Source organism: Pseudomonas sp. I3-I5 (assembly GCF_022699445.1).
GTDB classification, from domain to species: Bacteria; Pseudomonadota; Gammaproteobacteria; order Pseudomonadales; family Pseudomonadaceae; genus Aquipseudomonas; species Aquipseudomonas fulva.
Genome location: NZ_CP093940.1, coordinates 2,900,177 through 2,915,680, shown reverse-complemented (window position 1 = coordinate 2,915,680; position 15,504 = coordinate 2,900,177). Strand labels below are relative to the sequence as shown.

Sequence of the window (15,504 nt, the reverse complement as noted above, 5' to 3'; positions counted from 1 at the left end):
CTTGCACCGGACAAGTGTCGAGGCTTGGCGGGTTGATCAGGGAGACAACCATGCAATTGCCAGACATGTACATGCTTCACCTTGACGCCGGGCGCCGCGTGGTTTGCCTATGACTGCGCCTGTCGCCTGGCGTTGCCTGCTGGCCGCCGGTACGCTGCTCGCCAGCTCTACGCTCTGGGCCGGCGGCCTGCCCGTGCCAGTGGACGCCAAGATTGTCGACCAGCGCCCGGCCGTGGAGCAGGAGCGCGTCTACCCATTGGGGCCACTGCGCAAGATCAGCGGCCGCCTGCGGGTGGAGGATAAAGTCGAGAGCCGTGGCCAGGTCAGCTCCACGACCTATGAACTGCCGGTTGAGCGCTCTGCGCGGGAGGCGTTCACGCGCGCGCGCGAGAGCTTGCAGCAAGAAGGCGGGTACCCGTTGTTCTGGTGCCAAGGCCGCGATTGTGGCGAGGCCAGCCTGTGGGCCAACGAAGTCTTTGCCAATGCTCGGCTCAATGGTGGCGATGAGCGCCAGGCGTTCATCCTGCTACGCCGCTCTGCCGACCAGGCTGATACGTTGGTCGCACTCTACAGCGTGACCCGTGGCAACCGGCGGGCCTACCTGCATGTGGAGGAGTTCGTCGCAGCCCACCCGTTGGGTGAGCTGCTGCCCACGGCTGCAACCGTGCTGCGTGAGATGCGTGACACCGGCAAGCTTGATTATCCTGATTTGAGCGACCCGCAGCCGGCCTGGGCAACCCTGCTTGCACGCAGCCTCAACCTGGACAGCACCTTGCGCGCCACCCTCAGCGGCGCCCAGGCCGAGGCCTGGCGTGAAGCGCTGATAAAGGCCGGTGTACGCAGCGCTCGCCTGGAAGTCGGCGACTCGCCCACCGATGGCCTGCACCTCGAACTGATTCGTTGACGGGCAAGACCATGGTTGAAAATGACCGCTTGCTGATCCAGATCCTGTTGCTGGCATTGCTGGGCGCCGGCCTGTGGGTCATGGCCCCCTTCATTTCGGCGCTGCTGTGGGGTGCCATCCTCGCATTCGCCAGCTGGCCCCTGATGCGTTTTCTCACCCGCGTGCTGGGTGGACGCGAAACCCTCGCCGCCGGGCTGCTGACCAGCGCCTGGATCCTCATCGTGGCGCTGCCCTTGGTCTGGCTGGGCTTCAACCTGGCCGACCACATTCGTGATGCAACCTTGTTCGTGCGTGATGTGCAGGTCGATGGCCTGCCGGATGCGCCCGTGTGGCTGGTCGACATCCCGTTGGTAGGCGAACGCATGGCCAGCTGGTGGTCGTCCCTGGACCAGCAGGGTGCTGCGCTACTGGCGTCGGTCAAACCCTACCTGGGGCAAGTGGGTAACTGGTTGCTGGCCCGCAGCGCGCAGATCGGCAGTGGCGTGCTGGAGCTCACCCTGAGCCTGGTCTTCGTGTTCTTCTTCTATCGCGACGGGCCGCGGCTCTCGGCGTTCGTGCTGCGGCTGCTGCACCGGCTGACCGGCGAGCGTGCCGAGTATTACCTGAACCTGGTAGCCGGCACGGTGCAACGGGTGGTCAACGGTGTGATCGGTACGGCGGCGGCGCAAGCCCTGCTCGCCTTGATCGGCTTTCTCATCGCAGGCGTGCCGGGTGCCATCGTGCTTGGGTTGGTCACCTTCATGCTCAGCCTGATCCCCATGGGCCCGCCGCTGGCCTGGCTGCCGGTGACCGGCTGGCTGGTATGGAAGGGTGAGTACGGCATGGCGATCTTCATGGGCATCTGGGGCACCTTCGTCATCAGTGGCGTGGACAACGTGCTCAAGCCCTACCTGATCAGCCGTGGCGGAGACCTACCGCTGGTGATCGTGTTGCTCGGCGTGTTCGGCGGCCTGATTGCCTTCGGCTTCATCGGCCTGTTCATTGGCCCGACGTTATTGGCCATAGGCTACAGCCTGCTGCTGGACTGGAGTCGCAACGTGCAGCCCACCCCGACTGCCTAGCCCTGCTGCCTGGCCGAACACCTTTCTTTACGTGTTCTTTATGCCAGGCCTGCCGCTTCGATCTCGAGCCTTTACGCTGGCCTGACCGAAAATCCCCGTAAAGCGGCCACTGCCGCATCAACGGGGAATCATTCATGAACGTGCTCGAAGGGTTGTCACTGCTGATCGCGGTGGCCATGGCGGTGTACCTGCTGACGGCGCTATTGCGCGCCGATCGCAGTTAAGGGGTCGCCCATGCATGCCTACGATATCGCCTTGCTGCTGGCCTTCTTCGCCATAGTCCTGCTACCGGCCCCTTGGCTGGGAAGGTTCTACTTCAATGTCATGGAGGGCCGGCGCACGTGGCTTACGCCATTACTGGGACCGATCGAAAATGCCTGCTACCGGCTGGCTGGGATTTGCCCATCGCAGCAACAGGGCTGGCGCCACTATGCCCTGGCGCTGCTGATCTTCAATTTGGTTGGGTTCCTCCTGCTGTTCGGCGCGCTGTTGGGCCAAGGCCTTCTGCCGTTGAATCCGCAGCGCTTACCCGGTCTTGAGTGGTCGCTGGCCTTCAACACCGCGGTCAGTTTCGTGACCAACACCAACTGGCAGGCCTACAGTGGCGAGGCCTCCATCAGCTACCTGAACCAGATGCTCGGCCTGACCGTGCAGAACTTTGTCAGTGCTGCCACGGGCCTGGCCGTGCTGGTAGCCCTGTGCCGTGGTATCGCCCGTCGCAGCAGTGCGGCCCTGGGCAATTTCTGGGTGGACATGACCCGGGCCACGCTTTATGGGCTTTTGCCCATGTCCTTGCTGCTGGCGCTGCTGTTGGTCTGGCAGGGCGTGCCACAGACCTTCAGCGACTATGCCCATGCCCTGACGTTGCAAGGGGCCGAGCAGTTGATCCCGCTCGGCCCGGCAGCCAGCCAGATTGCGATCAAGCAGCTGGGTACCAACGGCGGCGGCTTCTTCGGCGTCAATTCGGCGCATCCGTTTGAAAACCCGACAGCGTGGAGCAACCTGTTCGAGGTATCGGCGATCATCCTGATTCCCGTGGCTCTGGTGTTCATGTTCGGCCATTACGTGAAAGACCTGCGCCAGAGCCGCGCCATTGTGGCCTGCATGCTTGCACTGTTTCTGGTCGGCGGCGCCTCGGCCTTGTGGTCCGAACATCAGCCCAACCCAGCGCTGCACGCCAGCGAGGTAGAGCAGGCAGCCCCTCTGGAAGGCAAGGAAAGTCGCTTTGGCACCACCGGATCGGTGTTGTGGACGGTCACCACCACGGCCGCCTCCAACGGTTCGGTCAATGCCATGCACGACAGCCTCAACCCACTGACCGGCATGGTGGCCATGGTCAACATGATGGTCGGCGAAGTCATCTTCGGCGGCGTCGGGGCGGGCCTGTACGGCATGTTGCTGTTCGTGCTGATCGCGGTGTTTCTCTGCGGGCTGATGATCGGCCGCACGCCGGAATACCTGGGCAAGAAGCTTCAAGCCCGTGAGGTGCAGCTGTTGGTGGCGACCTTGTTGGTGATGCCGGTCGGCGTGCTGGTACTGGCCGCCGTCGCTGCCAGCCTGCCAGGGCCGGCCACAGCGGTCAGCAACCCCGGTGCCCATGGCTTCAGCCAGTTGCTGTATGCCTATACCTCCGGGGCCGCCAACAACGGGTCAGCCTTCGCAGGCTTTGGCGCCAACACGGTGTTTCACAACCTCATGATCGGTCTGGCGATGCTGATCGGCCGTTTTGGTTACATCCTGCCAATCCTGGCGCTGGCAGGGAGCCTGGCAGCCAAGCCACAGGCACCTCAAGGCCCCAACAGCTTCCCCACCCATGGGCCACTGTTCACCTTCCTGCTGCTGCTGACCATCCTGCTGGTAGGCGGGCTGACCTTCCTGCCGACCTTGGCCTTGGGGCCGATTGCCGACCATTTGAGCCAGGCCTATTGAGAGATTGACCATGAACATGCCCATTCCAGAGATCAAGGCCCAACCAGACGCAGCAGCCCAGACGCGGCTGGCCGCGCTGTGGCGGCCGGCATTGCTGCAGGCGTTCCTCAAGCTCGATCCGCGTCAGCTCAAGCGCTCACCTGTCATGCTGGTGGTGGCCATCACGGCCGTACTGACCACCGTGCTGTGCCTGACCCCAGCCAATGGCGTCACCCCAGGCGTTGCGGTGCAGATCGCCGCCTGGCTGTGGTTCACCGTGCTGTTTGCCAACTTCGCCGAGGCCCTGGCCGAAGGCCGGGGTAAAGCCCGTGCCGACAGCCTCAAAGCCGGCAGCCAGGGGCTCTCGGCCAGGCGGCGCAACCCGGATGGCAGCTTCGACAACGTCCCGGCCGCGTCCCTGCGCAAGGGTGATGTCGTCCGGGTGGAGGCTGGGGAGATGATCCCCGCCGACGCCGAGGTGATAGAAGGCATCGCTGCCGTCAACGAGGCAGCCATCACCGGGGAATCCGCGCCCGTCATTCGCGAGTCAGGCGGCGATCGTTCGGCGGTGACCGGCAACACCCGTCTGGTGTCGGACTGGCTGCTGATCCGCATCGCCAGCAACCCCGGTGACTCTACCCTGGACCGCATGATCGCCCTGGTCGAGGGCGCGCGCCGGCAAAAAACGCCCAACGAGATCGCCCTGGACATGCTGTTGATCGGCCTGACCCTGGTGTTTCTGATCGTGGTGGTGACCCTGCAACCCTTTGCTCACTTCGCTGGGGGCAGCTTGCCGCTGATCTTCCTGGCCGCGTTGCTCGTCACACTCATTCCCACCACCATCGGCGGCCTGCTCTCGGCCATCGGCATCGCCGGCATGGACCGCCTTGTGCGCCTCAATGTCATCGCCCGTTCAGGGCGCGCCGTGGAAGCCGCAGGCGATGTGCACACCTTGATGCTGGACAAGACCGGTACCATCACTTTCGGTAACCGCCGCTGCAGCGCACTGTACGCTGCGCCCGGGGTGACGGCCCGTGAGCTGGGGGAGGGGGCTTTGCTGGCTTCGCTGGCCGACGACACGGCAGAGGGCAAGTCGATCGTCGAGTACCTGCATCAGCTTCATGATTTCGTCGAACCGCCGGCCGGGCACTACCAACCGGTGGCCTTCACTGCCCAGACACGCCTGTCTGGTATCGACCTGGGGGCACATCGTTATCGAAAAGGCGCCGTCGATGCGCTCCTTGCCTTCGTCGATATGCCGCGCGCGGACATGCCGCCAGCCCTTGCCCGTGAGGTAGAGCGCATCGCCCAGTCAGGCGGTACGCCGCTGCTGGTCTGCGTCGACAAGCGCCTGTTGGGCGTGATTCACCTCAAGGATGTGGTCAAGCCTGGCATTCGCGAACGCTTTGCCGAACTGCGCAAACTGGGCATCAGGACCGTGATGGTCACTGGCGACAACCCGCTCACGGCAGCCGCGATCGCGGCCGAAGCAGGCGTGGACGATGTGCTGGCCGAGGCTACACCGGAGAAAAAACTGGCGCGCATTCGCCAGGAGCAGCAAGACGGGCGCCTGGTGGCCATGTGCGGCGATGGTGCCAACGACGCGCCAGCCCTGGCCCAGGCGGATGTGGGCATGGCCATGAACGATGGTACCCAGGCTGCCCGTGAGGCGGCCAACATGGTCGATCTGGACAGTGATCCGACCAAGCTGCTGGACGTGGTGCACGTTGGCAAGGCGCTGCTCGTCACCCGTGGGGCGCTGACCACCTTTTCCATCGCCAACGACGTGGCCAAGTATTTCGCCATATTGCCAGCCTTGTTTGCGGTGATTTACCCGCAGCTGGGCGTGCTCAACGTCATGCAGCTGGCAAGCCCGCAGAGCGCCATCCTGTCTGCCATCGTGTTCAACGCACTGATCATCGTCGTGCTCATTCCGTTGGCCCTGCGTGGGGTGCAGATCAAGGCTGCCAGCGCTGCGCAGCTGCTCAAGCGCAACCTGCTGATCTACGGACTGGGCGGCATCATCGTACCGTTTGCCGGCATCAAGGTCATCGACCTGTTGCTCAACGCCTTGCACCTGGTCTGAGGAGGCCATCATGACTGCATACCTACGCCCGGCCCTGAGTCTGCTCCTGTCGATGACCTTTCTGACAGGTGCGCTGTACCCCTTGGCAGTCACGGGTATTGCCCAGGTGGCGTTCCCCTACCAGGCCAATGGCAGCCTGGTGCAAGACGAGCAGGGGCGTGTGCGCGGCTCTGCCTTGATCGCCCAGCGCTTCGAGGGTGACGGTTGGTTTCATTCCCGTCCTTCGGCAGGTGATTTCGCGACCGTGGCCAGCAGCGCGAGCAACCTTGCCCCTGGCAATCCCGCGTTGATGCAGCGTGTCCAGGCACAGGCGGGTGCGTTGTACCGGCCAGGGCAGGGGCCGGTCCCCTTGGCCTTGGTCACGACCTCGGGCAGTGGGCTGGATCCACACTTGCCGCCGCAGGCCGTGGCGTATCAATTGCCACGGGTAGCTGCCGCCCGGCATCTACCCGTCGAACGCTTGCAGAGTCTGCTCGAAGCCGCCACGCTGCGCCCATTGGTGGGCCCTGCGGTGGTCAACGTCCTGGCCCTTAACCAGGCGCTGGAAAAGACGAGCCGTTCGGGCCAGGGCCTGTGACCCTTGCTGTGAAGGAAATCCCATGAGTGACTCCGACCGCGCCGATGCGCTGCTGGCGAATTTCCCCCAGCCAGGGCGAGGCCGGCTGAAGGTGTTTCTTGGCGCCGCGCCCGGTGTCGGCAAGACCTTTGCCATGCTCACCCACGCCCATGCCCAGCAGCGCATGGGCCGCCCGGTACTGGTAGGCGTGGTCGAAACCCATGGCCGTGCCGAAACCGAGGCCCTGTTGGCGGGCTTGCGCCAGCAACCGATGCTACGCACCCGTTACCGGGGCGTGACCTTGCACGAAATGGACCTGGATGGGGTGCTCGGTACCCCGGGCAGCCTGGTGCTGGTGGACGAGTTGGCCCACAGCAACGCACCGGGCAGCCGCCACGCCAAGCGCTGGCAGGATGTGCAGGAACTGCTGGCCGCCGGCATCGACGTCTACACCACGGTCAATGTCCAGCACCTGGAGAGCCTCAACGACAAGGTGCGTGATATCACCGGTGTCCTGGTGCGTGAAACGGTGCCGGACTGGGTGGTGCACGAAGCGTTCGACCTGTTGCTGGTGGACTTGCCCCCGCGCGACCTGCTCGAACGCTTGCGCGAAGGCAAGGTGTATGTGCCTGAGCAAGCGCGCGCAGCCATCGACGCATTCTTTTCCCAGCGCAACCTCAGCGCGCTGCGCGAACTGGCCATGCAGGCCGCTGCCGCCCAGGTCGATGCCGATGCGGCCCAGGGCTATCGCCAAGGCGGCGCTGCAGCGCCAGCGCTGCGTGGGCGCTTGCTGGTCGGTGTGGATGGCGATGACCAGGCCGAGCGCTTGGTGCGTCATGCCAGCCGCGTGGCGCAGCGCCGGCACCTACCCTGGAGCCTGGTCCACGTGGACAACGGTCGCCTGCGCGACGAGAGCGGGCGCCAGCGGTTACAGGCCGCCCAGCAACTGGCCGAGCGCCTGGGTGGGGACGTGGTCGTGCTGCGCGCCGCGGAGGTGGCCCGTACACTGATCGAGCATGCCCGAGAGCGGCGTGCCAGCGTGGTACTGGTCGGACAGTCCCGAGACCGGTGGCGCCGCCGCCTGTTCGGCGCTGGTGTCGCTGCACGGTTGTTGCGGGCCAGTCAGGGTCTGGAGGTCAATGTGCTCGATCGCGACGTCCTGCGCTCGGCACCCAAGCCAACGGCCCGGTATGCGTGGGTGTGGCGACATTACCTGCTGGCGCTGGCAGCGACCGCTCTGGCGGCGGGCCTGGCCTGGGCAGTGGCCAGCGTGCTGGCATTGCCCAACATTTCCCTGGTGTTTCTGGCAGCGGTCCTGCTGGTGGCGGTGCGCACCAGCCTTGGCCCCGCCCTGGCCTGTGCGCTGCTTTCATTCCTGGCGTACGATTTTCTGTTCATTCCGCCCAACTTTTCCCTGAGTATCCAGCGCGAAGAGGACGTGCTGACCCTGGTGTTCTTCCTGCTGATGGCCGCGCTCACGGGTAATCTGGCCGCGCGCCAGCGCAGCCAGTTGCAGGCCCTGCGTGAAACCCAGGCGCAAACCATCCAGTTGTTGGACCTGTCTCGACGCCTGACCGGGGCCACGGACCGTCAGGCGGTGCTGGAGGTTGCGCACCAGCACCTCGATGGTCGGCTTGGCTGGCAGGTCTGCATCCTGCAGCGCGACGAGCATGGCCAACTGCACATAGCCAGCGGCGGTCCCATTGCTTTCACCGATAACGAGCGCGCCGCGGCCCAGTGGGCCTGGCAGCACGACCAGGCGGCCGGGCGCAGCAGCGACACCCTGCCCGAAGGGCGTTGGTGGTGGTGGCCCTTGACCGTGGACAGCCAGCCTCTGGCCTTGATGGGTGTGTCTGAGCGCCCAGGCCAGGCACTCAGTGGCCCCGACCGGCGATTGCTTCGTGGCTTGGCGCAGCCTGTGGCCCAGGCCCTGGCGCGGGCGCAGTTGTCCGAGCAGTTGGAGGCGGCGCGTCTGCACGGTGAGACCGAACAACTGCGCAGTGCGTTGCTGGCCTCCGTATCCCACGACTTGCGCACGCCGCTGACGTCCATGCGCGGCAGCATCGACAGTTTGCTGGCGTTGGGCGAGGCCCTTGCCGAGTCGGACCGGCGTGAGCTGCTCGAAGGCACCCGCGACGAAGCCGAGCGGCTGGACCGCTATATTCAGAACCTGCTGGACATGACCCGCCTGGGGCACGGCAGTCTCAAGCTGGCACGGGATTGGGTAGCGCCTGCCGACATCGTGGGCAGCGCGTTGCATCGACTGCGCGCCGTGCTGGCACCCCTGAACCTGGAAACTCAGGTGCCGGCCAACTTGCCGCTGCTGTTCGTGCATGCCGCGTTGATCGAGCAGGCCCTGGTCAACGTGCTCGAGAATGCCGCGCGGTTTTCGCCTGCTCAGGGGCGGCTGCGCGTCGAGGTGACGGCGCGCGACCAGCAACTGCACATCGCCGTCAGCGATGAAGGCCCTGGCATTGCCCTGGCAGATCGGGACAAGGTCTTCGACATGTTCTACACCGCTGCCCGCGGTGATCGCGGTGGTCAGGGCACCGGCCTGGGTTTGGCGATCTGCCAGGGGATGATCGGGGCACATGGCGGTCAGGTCAGGGTTGGCGAGGGCATCGATGGCGTTGGCACCTGCATGACTTTATGCTTGCCGCTGCCTACCCAACCGGACACCGGAAGCGACCTGCCATGAGCCAGACCGCCACTTTGCTGGTCATCGATGATGAGCCCCAGATCCGCAAATTCCTGCGCATCAGCCTGGCTTCCCAGGGTTATAAAGTCCTAGAAGCGGAGAACGGCACCCAGGGGCTGGCGCAGGCGGCCTTGGGTAAGCCTGACCTGGTGGTCCTGGACCTGGGCCTGCCGGACATGGACGGGCAGCAGGTGCTGCGCGAACTGCGCCAGTGGAGCACGGTGCCGGTGGTGGTCTTGTCGGTACGCGCCAGCGAAGCGCAGAAGGTCGACGCCTTGGACAGCGGCGCCAACGACTATGTGACCAAGCCGTTTGGCATTCAGGAGTTTCTCGCACGTATTCGTGCGCTGCTCAGGCAGATACCGCAGACGGGCGGTGCCCCAGCCTGCCTCAGCATTGGGCCGCTGACCGTCGATCTTGCCTTGCGACGCGTGACCCTGGATGAGGCCGAAGTGACCTTGACCCGCAAGGAATATGCACTGTTGGCGCAGCTTGCAAGCCATCCGGGGCGCGTCATCACTCAGCAGCAACTGCTCAAGGACATCTGGGGGCCAACCCATGTGGGTGACACGCATTATTTGCGCATCGTGGTCGGGCACCTGCGGCAAAAGCTTGGCGACGACCCAATGGCGCCGCGCTTCATTGCCACCGAGGCAGGGGTAGGGTACCGGTTGCTCGCCCCGGTGCAGTGACCGGCCTGGCTCAGGCTCTGGGCGGGTCCTTCTCGAACAGCGTGCGGACGCTGTCCAGGTAGTGCCGTGCGCCCAGGCCCAAGGGTCTGGATTTGATCCAGATGATGTCCACCCACAGGCGCAGGCGGCTGGCCATATTGTCCATGCGCACCTCTGCCAGTGCGCCTGACGCGATGAGCGGCTCTACCAGGGGCTGTGGCAAATAAGCCCAGCCAAGGCCTGATTGCACCAGGTCCAGTGTGGCCAGGTAGCTGTCGGTCAGCCAGATGCGTCGGGACAGCACCATGCGCGGGTCAGAGCCGGTGGGGTTGCCGGAGGCGACGATGATCTGCCGCTGTTCGGCGAAGGCTTCTTCGGGCAGGGGCATGGCACCCTGCACGCCGGCAGGGTGACGCGGGGAGGCGACGGCCACCAGTAGCTGACTGCCGGCTTCGAGAAACGACTCGCGCTCATCGATACCCGGGCGTTCGAAGACCAGTGCCAGTTGCACGGTGCCGTCGTGCAGCAAGCGGATGGCCTCGCGCTGGCTGGCCGAGCGCACCTCCACTTCCAGGCCGGGAAAGGCCTGCGCCAAGGCGTGTAGGGGTTGGCTCCAGGGCCCGGTTTGCAGTTCGGGTGCCATGGCGAGGGTCAGGCGCTTTTCCAAGCCTTGGTGCAGTTGCAGGGCCTGGGCATCGAGCAGGTTCAGCTGGCAGATCACTTGCCTGGCTTGCGGCTCCAGCGCCAGTGCTGCGCTGGTGGGCAAGGCTTTGCGGGTGGTGCGGTCGAACAGCGGCAGGTCCAGTTCTGCCTCCAGTTGCGCGATGGCCATGCTTATTGCGGATGGCACCCGGCCTAGCTTGCGCGCTGCAGCGGAAAAGGACCCGGCCTCCAGCACGGCCAGGAAGATCGTAAGGGAGTCACTGGTGAAGGCCATGCGGGTGCCTGATGCTGAGCGGGGTGGGGGTCGAGGGTAATGCTGGGGCGGGGAGATTGCTACCGCCTTACGGGTCTTCGGGGTTCATCTATAAGATTCGTCCTGAAATGGGGCTGGAGTTTTAGCCCAAGATGCCGTTGCCGTTGCCGTTGCCGTTGCCGTTGCCGTTGCCGTTGCCGTTGCCGTTGCCGTTGCTTTGGCTCTGGCTTTGGCTTTTGCTTCTAAGCGCGCGGTAGTCCAGGCAACACAGATCGCGACTTCAGGAGGCCGAGCGCAGGGCTTGCGGAGGGAGGTGACGGGCATGGATGCCCGTCAAGCGCTGGGCCCCAGGATGGGGCCTGCAGCGCGGTCCTCCCGGGAGCAAGCCCGGAGCGAGGGAACCCCGGAGCGTAGCGTAGGGGCCGGATGATAGGAGCAGGCGGTTTTTGCTTACTTTTTGACAAGACAAAAAGTGAGCCGCCGTAAGGGCGGAAGGGTGACTGTGCGCCACCCGCGCTAATGAATACCAACTTGGTATATGCGCCTACGCTTTGAAGTTTGAAGTTTGAAGTTTGAAGTTTGAAGGTTGAAGTTTGAAGTTTGAAGTTTGATTGGGTTGGTGTGGGTGTTGATAGAGAGCATAGTCCATTTGCGATGGCGACGCTTAATCACCTTTTCGCCCTTACGGCGAGTCACTTTTTGTCAAACGCGACAAAAAGTAACCAAAAAACGCTGCGCTCCATTCATACGGCCCCTACGCTGCGCTTCGGGGTTCCCTCACTCCGGTCTTGCTCCCGGGAGGACCGCGCTGTAGGCCCCATCCTGGGGCCCAGCGCTTGACAGGCATCCATGCCTGTCACCTCCCTCCGCAAGACCTGCGTTCGGCCTTCTGAAGTCGCGAAGATCAAGATCAAGATCAAGATCAAGATCAAGATCAAGATCAAGATCAAGATCAAGATCAAGATCAAGATCAAGATCAAGATCAAGATCAAGATCAAGATCAAGAGCAAGAGCAAGAGCAAGAGCAAGAGCAAGAGCAAGAACAAGAACAAGAGCAAGAGCAAGAGCAAGAGCAAGAGCAACAGCAACAGCAACAGCAACAGCAACAGCAACAGCAACAGCAACAGCAACAGCAACAGCAACAGCAGTATGGCAGTTTGGCTGATGGATGAATCTCAGTGCTGTTGGTTGCTATTATTTGATTTTAAGTATTTGCGTCTGCTATGACTGGTTTTGTTACCAGAGCCTAAGAACTTCCCGTCGTGCATTGCTCTCGCCCCTATATACAGCCCGTGTGGGAGCGGCCTCGCCGGGGCGTCGGACCGGCCGCGATGGGTCGCGTAGCGACCCCAGTCGTCTCATGAGGTTGCTCAAACACCGAAACTTCACACCCCCTGCGAAAGCACCCGATCAATGCAGTCGACAAAATAATCCACACTCGCCCGCCTGGTGCACATCGGCGGTTTGATCTTCAGGATGTTCAGGTAATCGCCCGTCGGCTGCATGAAAATCCCCAGCTCGCGCAGGCGATCACACAGCACCAGAGTTTCCTCGGTCGCAGGTTCCAGCGTATCCCGGTCGCGCACCAGTTCCAGCCCCAGATAAAAGCCCGAACCATGCGCCGCGCCTGCCAATGGGTGCTTGTCGACCAGCGCTTGAAGCTGGGCCTTGAAATAGCGCCCGGTTTCGCGGGCATTGTCCCACAGGCCCTCCTGCTGCAACACATCCAGCACCGCCATGCCAATGCGGCAACTGACCGGGCTACCGCCGGCAGAGGAGAAGAAGTACCCCTCAGCCTCCAGCGCCTCGGCGATGTCGCGACGAGTGATCACTACCCCCAGCGGCTGGCCATTGCCCATACCCTTGGCCATGGTGATGATATCCGGCACCACGCCTTGCTCTTCGAAACCCCAGAAATGCTCTCCTAGACGGCCATAGCCCACCTGCACTTCGTCGGCGATGCATACCCCGCCGCGTGCACGCACCTTGGCATAGGCCGCTTGCAGGTAGCCCGGCGGTAAAGCGATGCCGCCGGCATTGCCATACACAGGCTCGCAGATGATCCCGGCCAGCTGGCGCCCGTTCGTATCGAGTTCGGCCAGGCGAGCATCGACGTCGCGCAGGTAGTCAGCGGCGCTGTCCGCGCCTCGGAAACGGCCGCGGAACGTGTTGGGGGCTTCTACCGGGTGCACCCAGGCGGGGCGAGTTTCCAGGGCCTGCGGGTTGTCGGCGATGGACGTGGAGATTGCATCCGTCGCCACTGACCAGCCATGGTAGGCCTCCAGCACGCTGAGCATGTCGCGGCCACCGCTGTAGGCCCATGCCAGGCGGATAGCCAGGTCATTGGCTTCGGTACCGCTGTTGACCATGAACACGCGGTCGAAACCGTCGGGCGCCAGGGCCAGCAGGCGTTCGGAAAATTCGGTGACGGCGGCGTAGTGAAAACGCGAATTGGTGTTGAGCAGCGACCACTGCCGGGCCGACTCGGCCGCCATGCGCGGATGACCGTGCCCCAGGACGGCCACGTTGTTGAGCATGTCCAGGTACGAGCGACCGTGCAGATCGATCAGGTAGTTGCGCCAGCCACGCTCGATCTGTGGTGGGTCGGCATAATAGTGCTTTTGCGACCGGGCAAAACTGGCCTCGCGCCGAGCCAGCAACGTGTGGGGATCTGGCAGGGCGTCGGCGTTGCAGTCCACACCCAGTAAGCCCGCAGGGGAAGGGCACAGGGCCAGCCATGCTGGCGCCTGGGAGGGCACCGCGAAGAATGGCGGTTCCAGGCTGCTGTCCAGGCACAGCTGAACGCTGAGCCTCTCGCCGCTTTTGCCCAATGCATCACCTTTTTGCAACCGTTGGCCGTCGACGGGGGCGTGGGCCAAGCCATCGATCCACAGGTTCCATGAGGGGGTGCGCAGATATCCGCTCTGTTCACCCACCGACCGCCATGTGCCGTCCTGCGGCGCCTGCACGACCGTGCCCGGTTCCAGTTTCAACTCCACGCCCAACGCACAGGTTGCCGGTTCTTCGCTACGATCGATGTGCGTCTGAGACAGGCGATACTGCCCATGCAACGTGCACGCTGGCGCTGACTGGGCTGCCAGCAGACGCTGGTCAAACCCTGGCACTTCCCAGTTGCCGGCGTCGCAGTGCACGCTCAGTACACCCAAGTCCAGGCGGGCGACAGGGCGGCCAGCCACGGTAGGGAGCAGCGGTGCGCAATCATCGAAGCTGGGTACACAAGACGCCAAGCCAGCTGCCTGCAAAATGGCGACTTCCATCAGTGCCAGCGGTGTCGCCTGCGCAGTCTCGAAAATCTGCCATTCGTGGGCGGCGTTATCGCGGATGTACTGGTTACCAGGGTCGATGGCCTGCTGTTGAGCACTACTGAGCACCAGCACAATTGCACGGTTGAGCACCAAGGGCCACAACGCGCGTAGTTCTGCCTCGGTCAGCGGATTGACCGCCTGATAGGCACTGACTGCGGCGAGCACCCTGAAGGGGTCGCCTTCGGCATGATGCAGCAGGGCTGCGCAGGTCACCGACAGGTCGGCAACGCGCCAGGTGCGAACCAAGTCGCCGAAATCGATGAGCCCCTGCAGTTGCCACTCGCGCTGCGCATCGCGAGCCCAGACGGTATTGTCATCGGTGATGTCCAGGTGCACGGCCTGGATGGGCAATTGCTCCATCAAGGGGGACAGGCGCAAGGCCGCGGCGCGTGCTGCCTCGCTCAGCCGTTCGCGTTGCCTGGGGTCGTCTACCTGTGATAGCAGGCGGTCAATCAATGCCGGGGCATGCCTGGGGTCCCACTGCAGCGTTCGCTCTAGACCCTCGTGGTCAAAATCGGCCAGGGCCCTGTCGACCTGCGCGCAGAGCGTGCCCATCGCCCTCATCACGGGGGCGGGAAGCCATCCGCATCGGGTCAGGGGTTGTCCTTGCAAGTACTCCAAAACCCGGACTCTCAGCACCTGCCCATCGATAGGCAGTGTCAGCAGGGTATCGCCATCCTTTGCGGCAAGCACCGAAGGCACCGGCAAGCCCCGGTCCCGCAGCACGCCCAGCGCAGCATGCTGGGCATGCAACTCGGGCTCGGCATAGCTGGCGTGACACGCCTTGAGCACGAACTGGGCCTGGCCAGTATCCATGAGCACATTCAGATCCTGCTGACTGCCAAGCGGCTGTATGTCACCCCGCAGGCCGTAATGCTCCCAAAGCATTGCAAGCGCCTGGGAGGGTGCCAGACAGGGCGCAGGCAGGCTCACACGTTCTGCGATGTGGCGAAGGGCGGTGGTAGCATCATGAAGGTGTGTAGGCATGGGGTCGTACCGGGTCATGAAGGGGACTGACGCCATTAATGCCCGTTCTGAGCGATGAAGAAAGACGATTGTCTTCAGTTTTTCTGACAACCCCACAAGCAGTGCGGCTACGCCGTGGAGCAACGGCCCGCGCATCGATCCTGTACACCGATAATTTACTGTACAAGAAATACGATGCCTTAATGATGGCATCCCAGGGTGAGTCCTGGCCTCGCTCAATCACACTTATTAACCCCTTCTATAGGAACGACCACCGTATCTTCTAGTCGAAACGGCATCAGGGACGTGACGAACAGACTCCAGGCACTCCGTTGGACTGTGCCTTGGGGATGTACAAGTATTGACTGATTTGTCACACATAAGTGGTGACAAGACGCTGGTGCTGACGCAC

The 15,504-nt window shown here is 63.4% G+C and carries 11 protein-coding genes; 9 read left to right on the top strand and 2 right to left on the bottom strand.

Translation table 11 applies throughout. The features are described from left to right. Nucleotides 1-109: 109 nt before the first annotated feature. From MOP87_RS13065 to MOP87_RS13030, 8 genes are all read left to right on the top strand, one after another. The gene (locus tag MOP87_RS13065) at nt 110-904 is read left to right on the top strand and encodes a DUF4892 domain-containing protein (protein WP_027916277.1); all 795 of its coding nucleotides are present in this window, start codon (nt 110-112) and stop codon (nt 902-904) included. Nucleotides 905-915: 11 nt separating this feature from the next. After that, complete coding sequence (locus MOP87_RS13060) at nt 916-1,965, top strand: AI-2E family transporter (RefSeq protein WP_027916276.1); 1,050 nt, start codon at nt 916-918, stop codon at nt 1,963-1,965. Nucleotides 1,966-2,099: 134 nt separating this feature from the next. Beyond that, complete coding sequence (gene kdpF / locus MOP87_RS13055) at nt 2,100-2,189, top strand: K(+)-transporting ATPase subunit F (protein ID WP_023533591.1); 90 nt, start codon at nt 2,100-2,102, stop codon at nt 2,187-2,189. Nucleotides 2,190-2,199: 10 nt separating this feature from the next. Then, the gene (kdpA, locus tag MOP87_RS13050; protein WP_236166111.1) at nt 2,200-3,894 is read left to right on the top strand and encodes a potassium-transporting ATPase subunit KdpA; all 1,695 of its coding nucleotides are present in this window, start codon (nt 2,200-2,202) and stop codon (nt 3,892-3,894) included. Nucleotides 3,895-3,904: 10 nt separating this feature from the next. Next, the gene (gene kdpB, locus MOP87_RS13045) at nt 3,905-5,959 is read left to right on the top strand and encodes a potassium-transporting ATPase subunit KdpB (RefSeq protein WP_236166112.1); all 2,055 of its coding nucleotides are present in this window, start codon (nt 3,905-3,907) and stop codon (nt 5,957-5,959) included. 10 nt (nt 5,960-5,969) lie between these two features. Beyond that, a complete protein-coding gene (gene kdpC / locus MOP87_RS13040; RefSeq protein ID WP_027916273.1) occupies nt 5,970-6,536 on the top strand; it encodes a potassium-transporting ATPase subunit KdpC in 567 nt (188 codons plus the stop codon). A gap of 22 nt (nt 6,537-6,558) precedes the next feature. Beyond that, complete coding sequence (locus tag MOP87_RS13035; protein ID WP_197873668.1) at nt 6,559-9,213, top strand: sensor histidine kinase KdpD; 2,655 nt, start codon at nt 6,559-6,561, stop codon at nt 9,211-9,213. Then, complete coding sequence (locus MOP87_RS13030) at nt 9,210-9,905, top strand: response regulator (protein ID WP_236166113.1); 696 nt, start codon at nt 9,210-9,212, stop codon at nt 9,903-9,905. Before MOP87_RS13035 ends, MOP87_RS13030 begins: the two co-directional genes overlap by 4 nt. 10 nt (nt 9,906-9,915) lie before the next feature. Here MOP87_RS13030 and MOP87_RS13025 read toward each other — a convergent pair whose 3' ends face one another. Further along, nucleotides 9,916-10,821, bottom strand: a complete 906-nt coding sequence (locus MOP87_RS13025) for a LysR family transcriptional regulator (protein WP_027916270.1) — start codon at nt 10,819-10,821, stop codon at nt 9,916-9,918. 828 nt (nt 10,822-11,649) lie between these two features. On the opposite strand from MOP87_RS13025, the gene MOP87_RS13020 reads away from it, so the two are divergent. After that, nucleotides 11,650-12,027, top strand: coding sequence for a hypothetical protein (locus tag MOP87_RS13020; protein WP_242809615.1), 378 nt, complete (start codon nt 11,650-11,652; stop codon nt 12,025-12,027). 158 nt (nt 12,028-12,185) lie between these two features. On the opposite strand, the gene MOP87_RS13015 is transcribed toward MOP87_RS13020, so the two are convergent. Further along, nucleotides 12,186-15,113, bottom strand: coding sequence for an aminotransferase (locus MOP87_RS13015; protein ID WP_236166049.1), 2,928 nt, complete (start codon nt 15,111-15,113; stop codon nt 12,186-12,188). Nucleotides 15,114-15,504: the final 391 nt, after the last annotated feature.

What these genes read in the sequence shown, in the direction of transcription:
- kdpF (WP_023533591.1), top strand. Translation starts at nt 2,100, where the DNA reads ATGAACGTGCTCGAAGGGTTGTCACTGCTGATCGCGGTGGCCATGGCG.
- MOP87_RS13030 (WP_236166113.1), top strand. Translation starts at nt 9,210, where the DNA reads ATGAGCCAGACCGCCACTTTGCTGGTCATCGATGATGAGCCCCAGATC.
- MOP87_RS13020 (WP_242809615.1), top strand. Translation starts at nt 11,650, where the DNA reads ATGCCTGTCACCTCCCTCCGCAAGACCTGCGTTCGGCCTTCTGAAGTC.
- kdpC (WP_027916273.1), top strand. Translation starts at nt 5,970, where the DNA reads ATGACTGCATACCTACGCCCGGCCCTGAGTCTGCTCCTGTCGATGACC.
- MOP87_RS13015 (WP_236166049.1), bottom strand. Translation starts at nt 15,113, where the DNA reads ATGCCTACACACCTTCATGATGCTACCACCGCCCTTCGCCACATCGCA.
- MOP87_RS13060 (WP_027916276.1), top strand. Translation starts at nt 916, where the DNA reads ATGGTTGAAAATGACCGCTTGCTGATCCAGATCCTGTTGCTGGCATTG.
- MOP87_RS13065 (WP_027916277.1), top strand. Translation starts at nt 110, where the DNA reads ATGACTGCGCCTGTCGCCTGGCGTTGCCTGCTGGCCGCCGGTACGCTG.
- kdpB (WP_236166112.1), top strand. Translation starts at nt 3,905, where the DNA reads ATGAACATGCCCATTCCAGAGATCAAGGCCCAACCAGACGCAGCAGCC.
- kdpA (WP_236166111.1), top strand. Translation starts at nt 2,200, where the DNA reads ATGCATGCCTACGATATCGCCTTGCTGCTGGCCTTCTTCGCCATAGTC.
- MOP87_RS13025 (WP_027916270.1), bottom strand. Translation starts at nt 10,821, where the DNA reads ATGGCCTTCACCAGTGACTCCCTTACGATCTTCCTGGCCGTGCTGGAG.
- MOP87_RS13035 (WP_197873668.1), top strand. Translation starts at nt 6,559, where the DNA reads ATGAGTGACTCCGACCGCGCCGATGCGCTGCTGGCGAATTTCCCCCAG.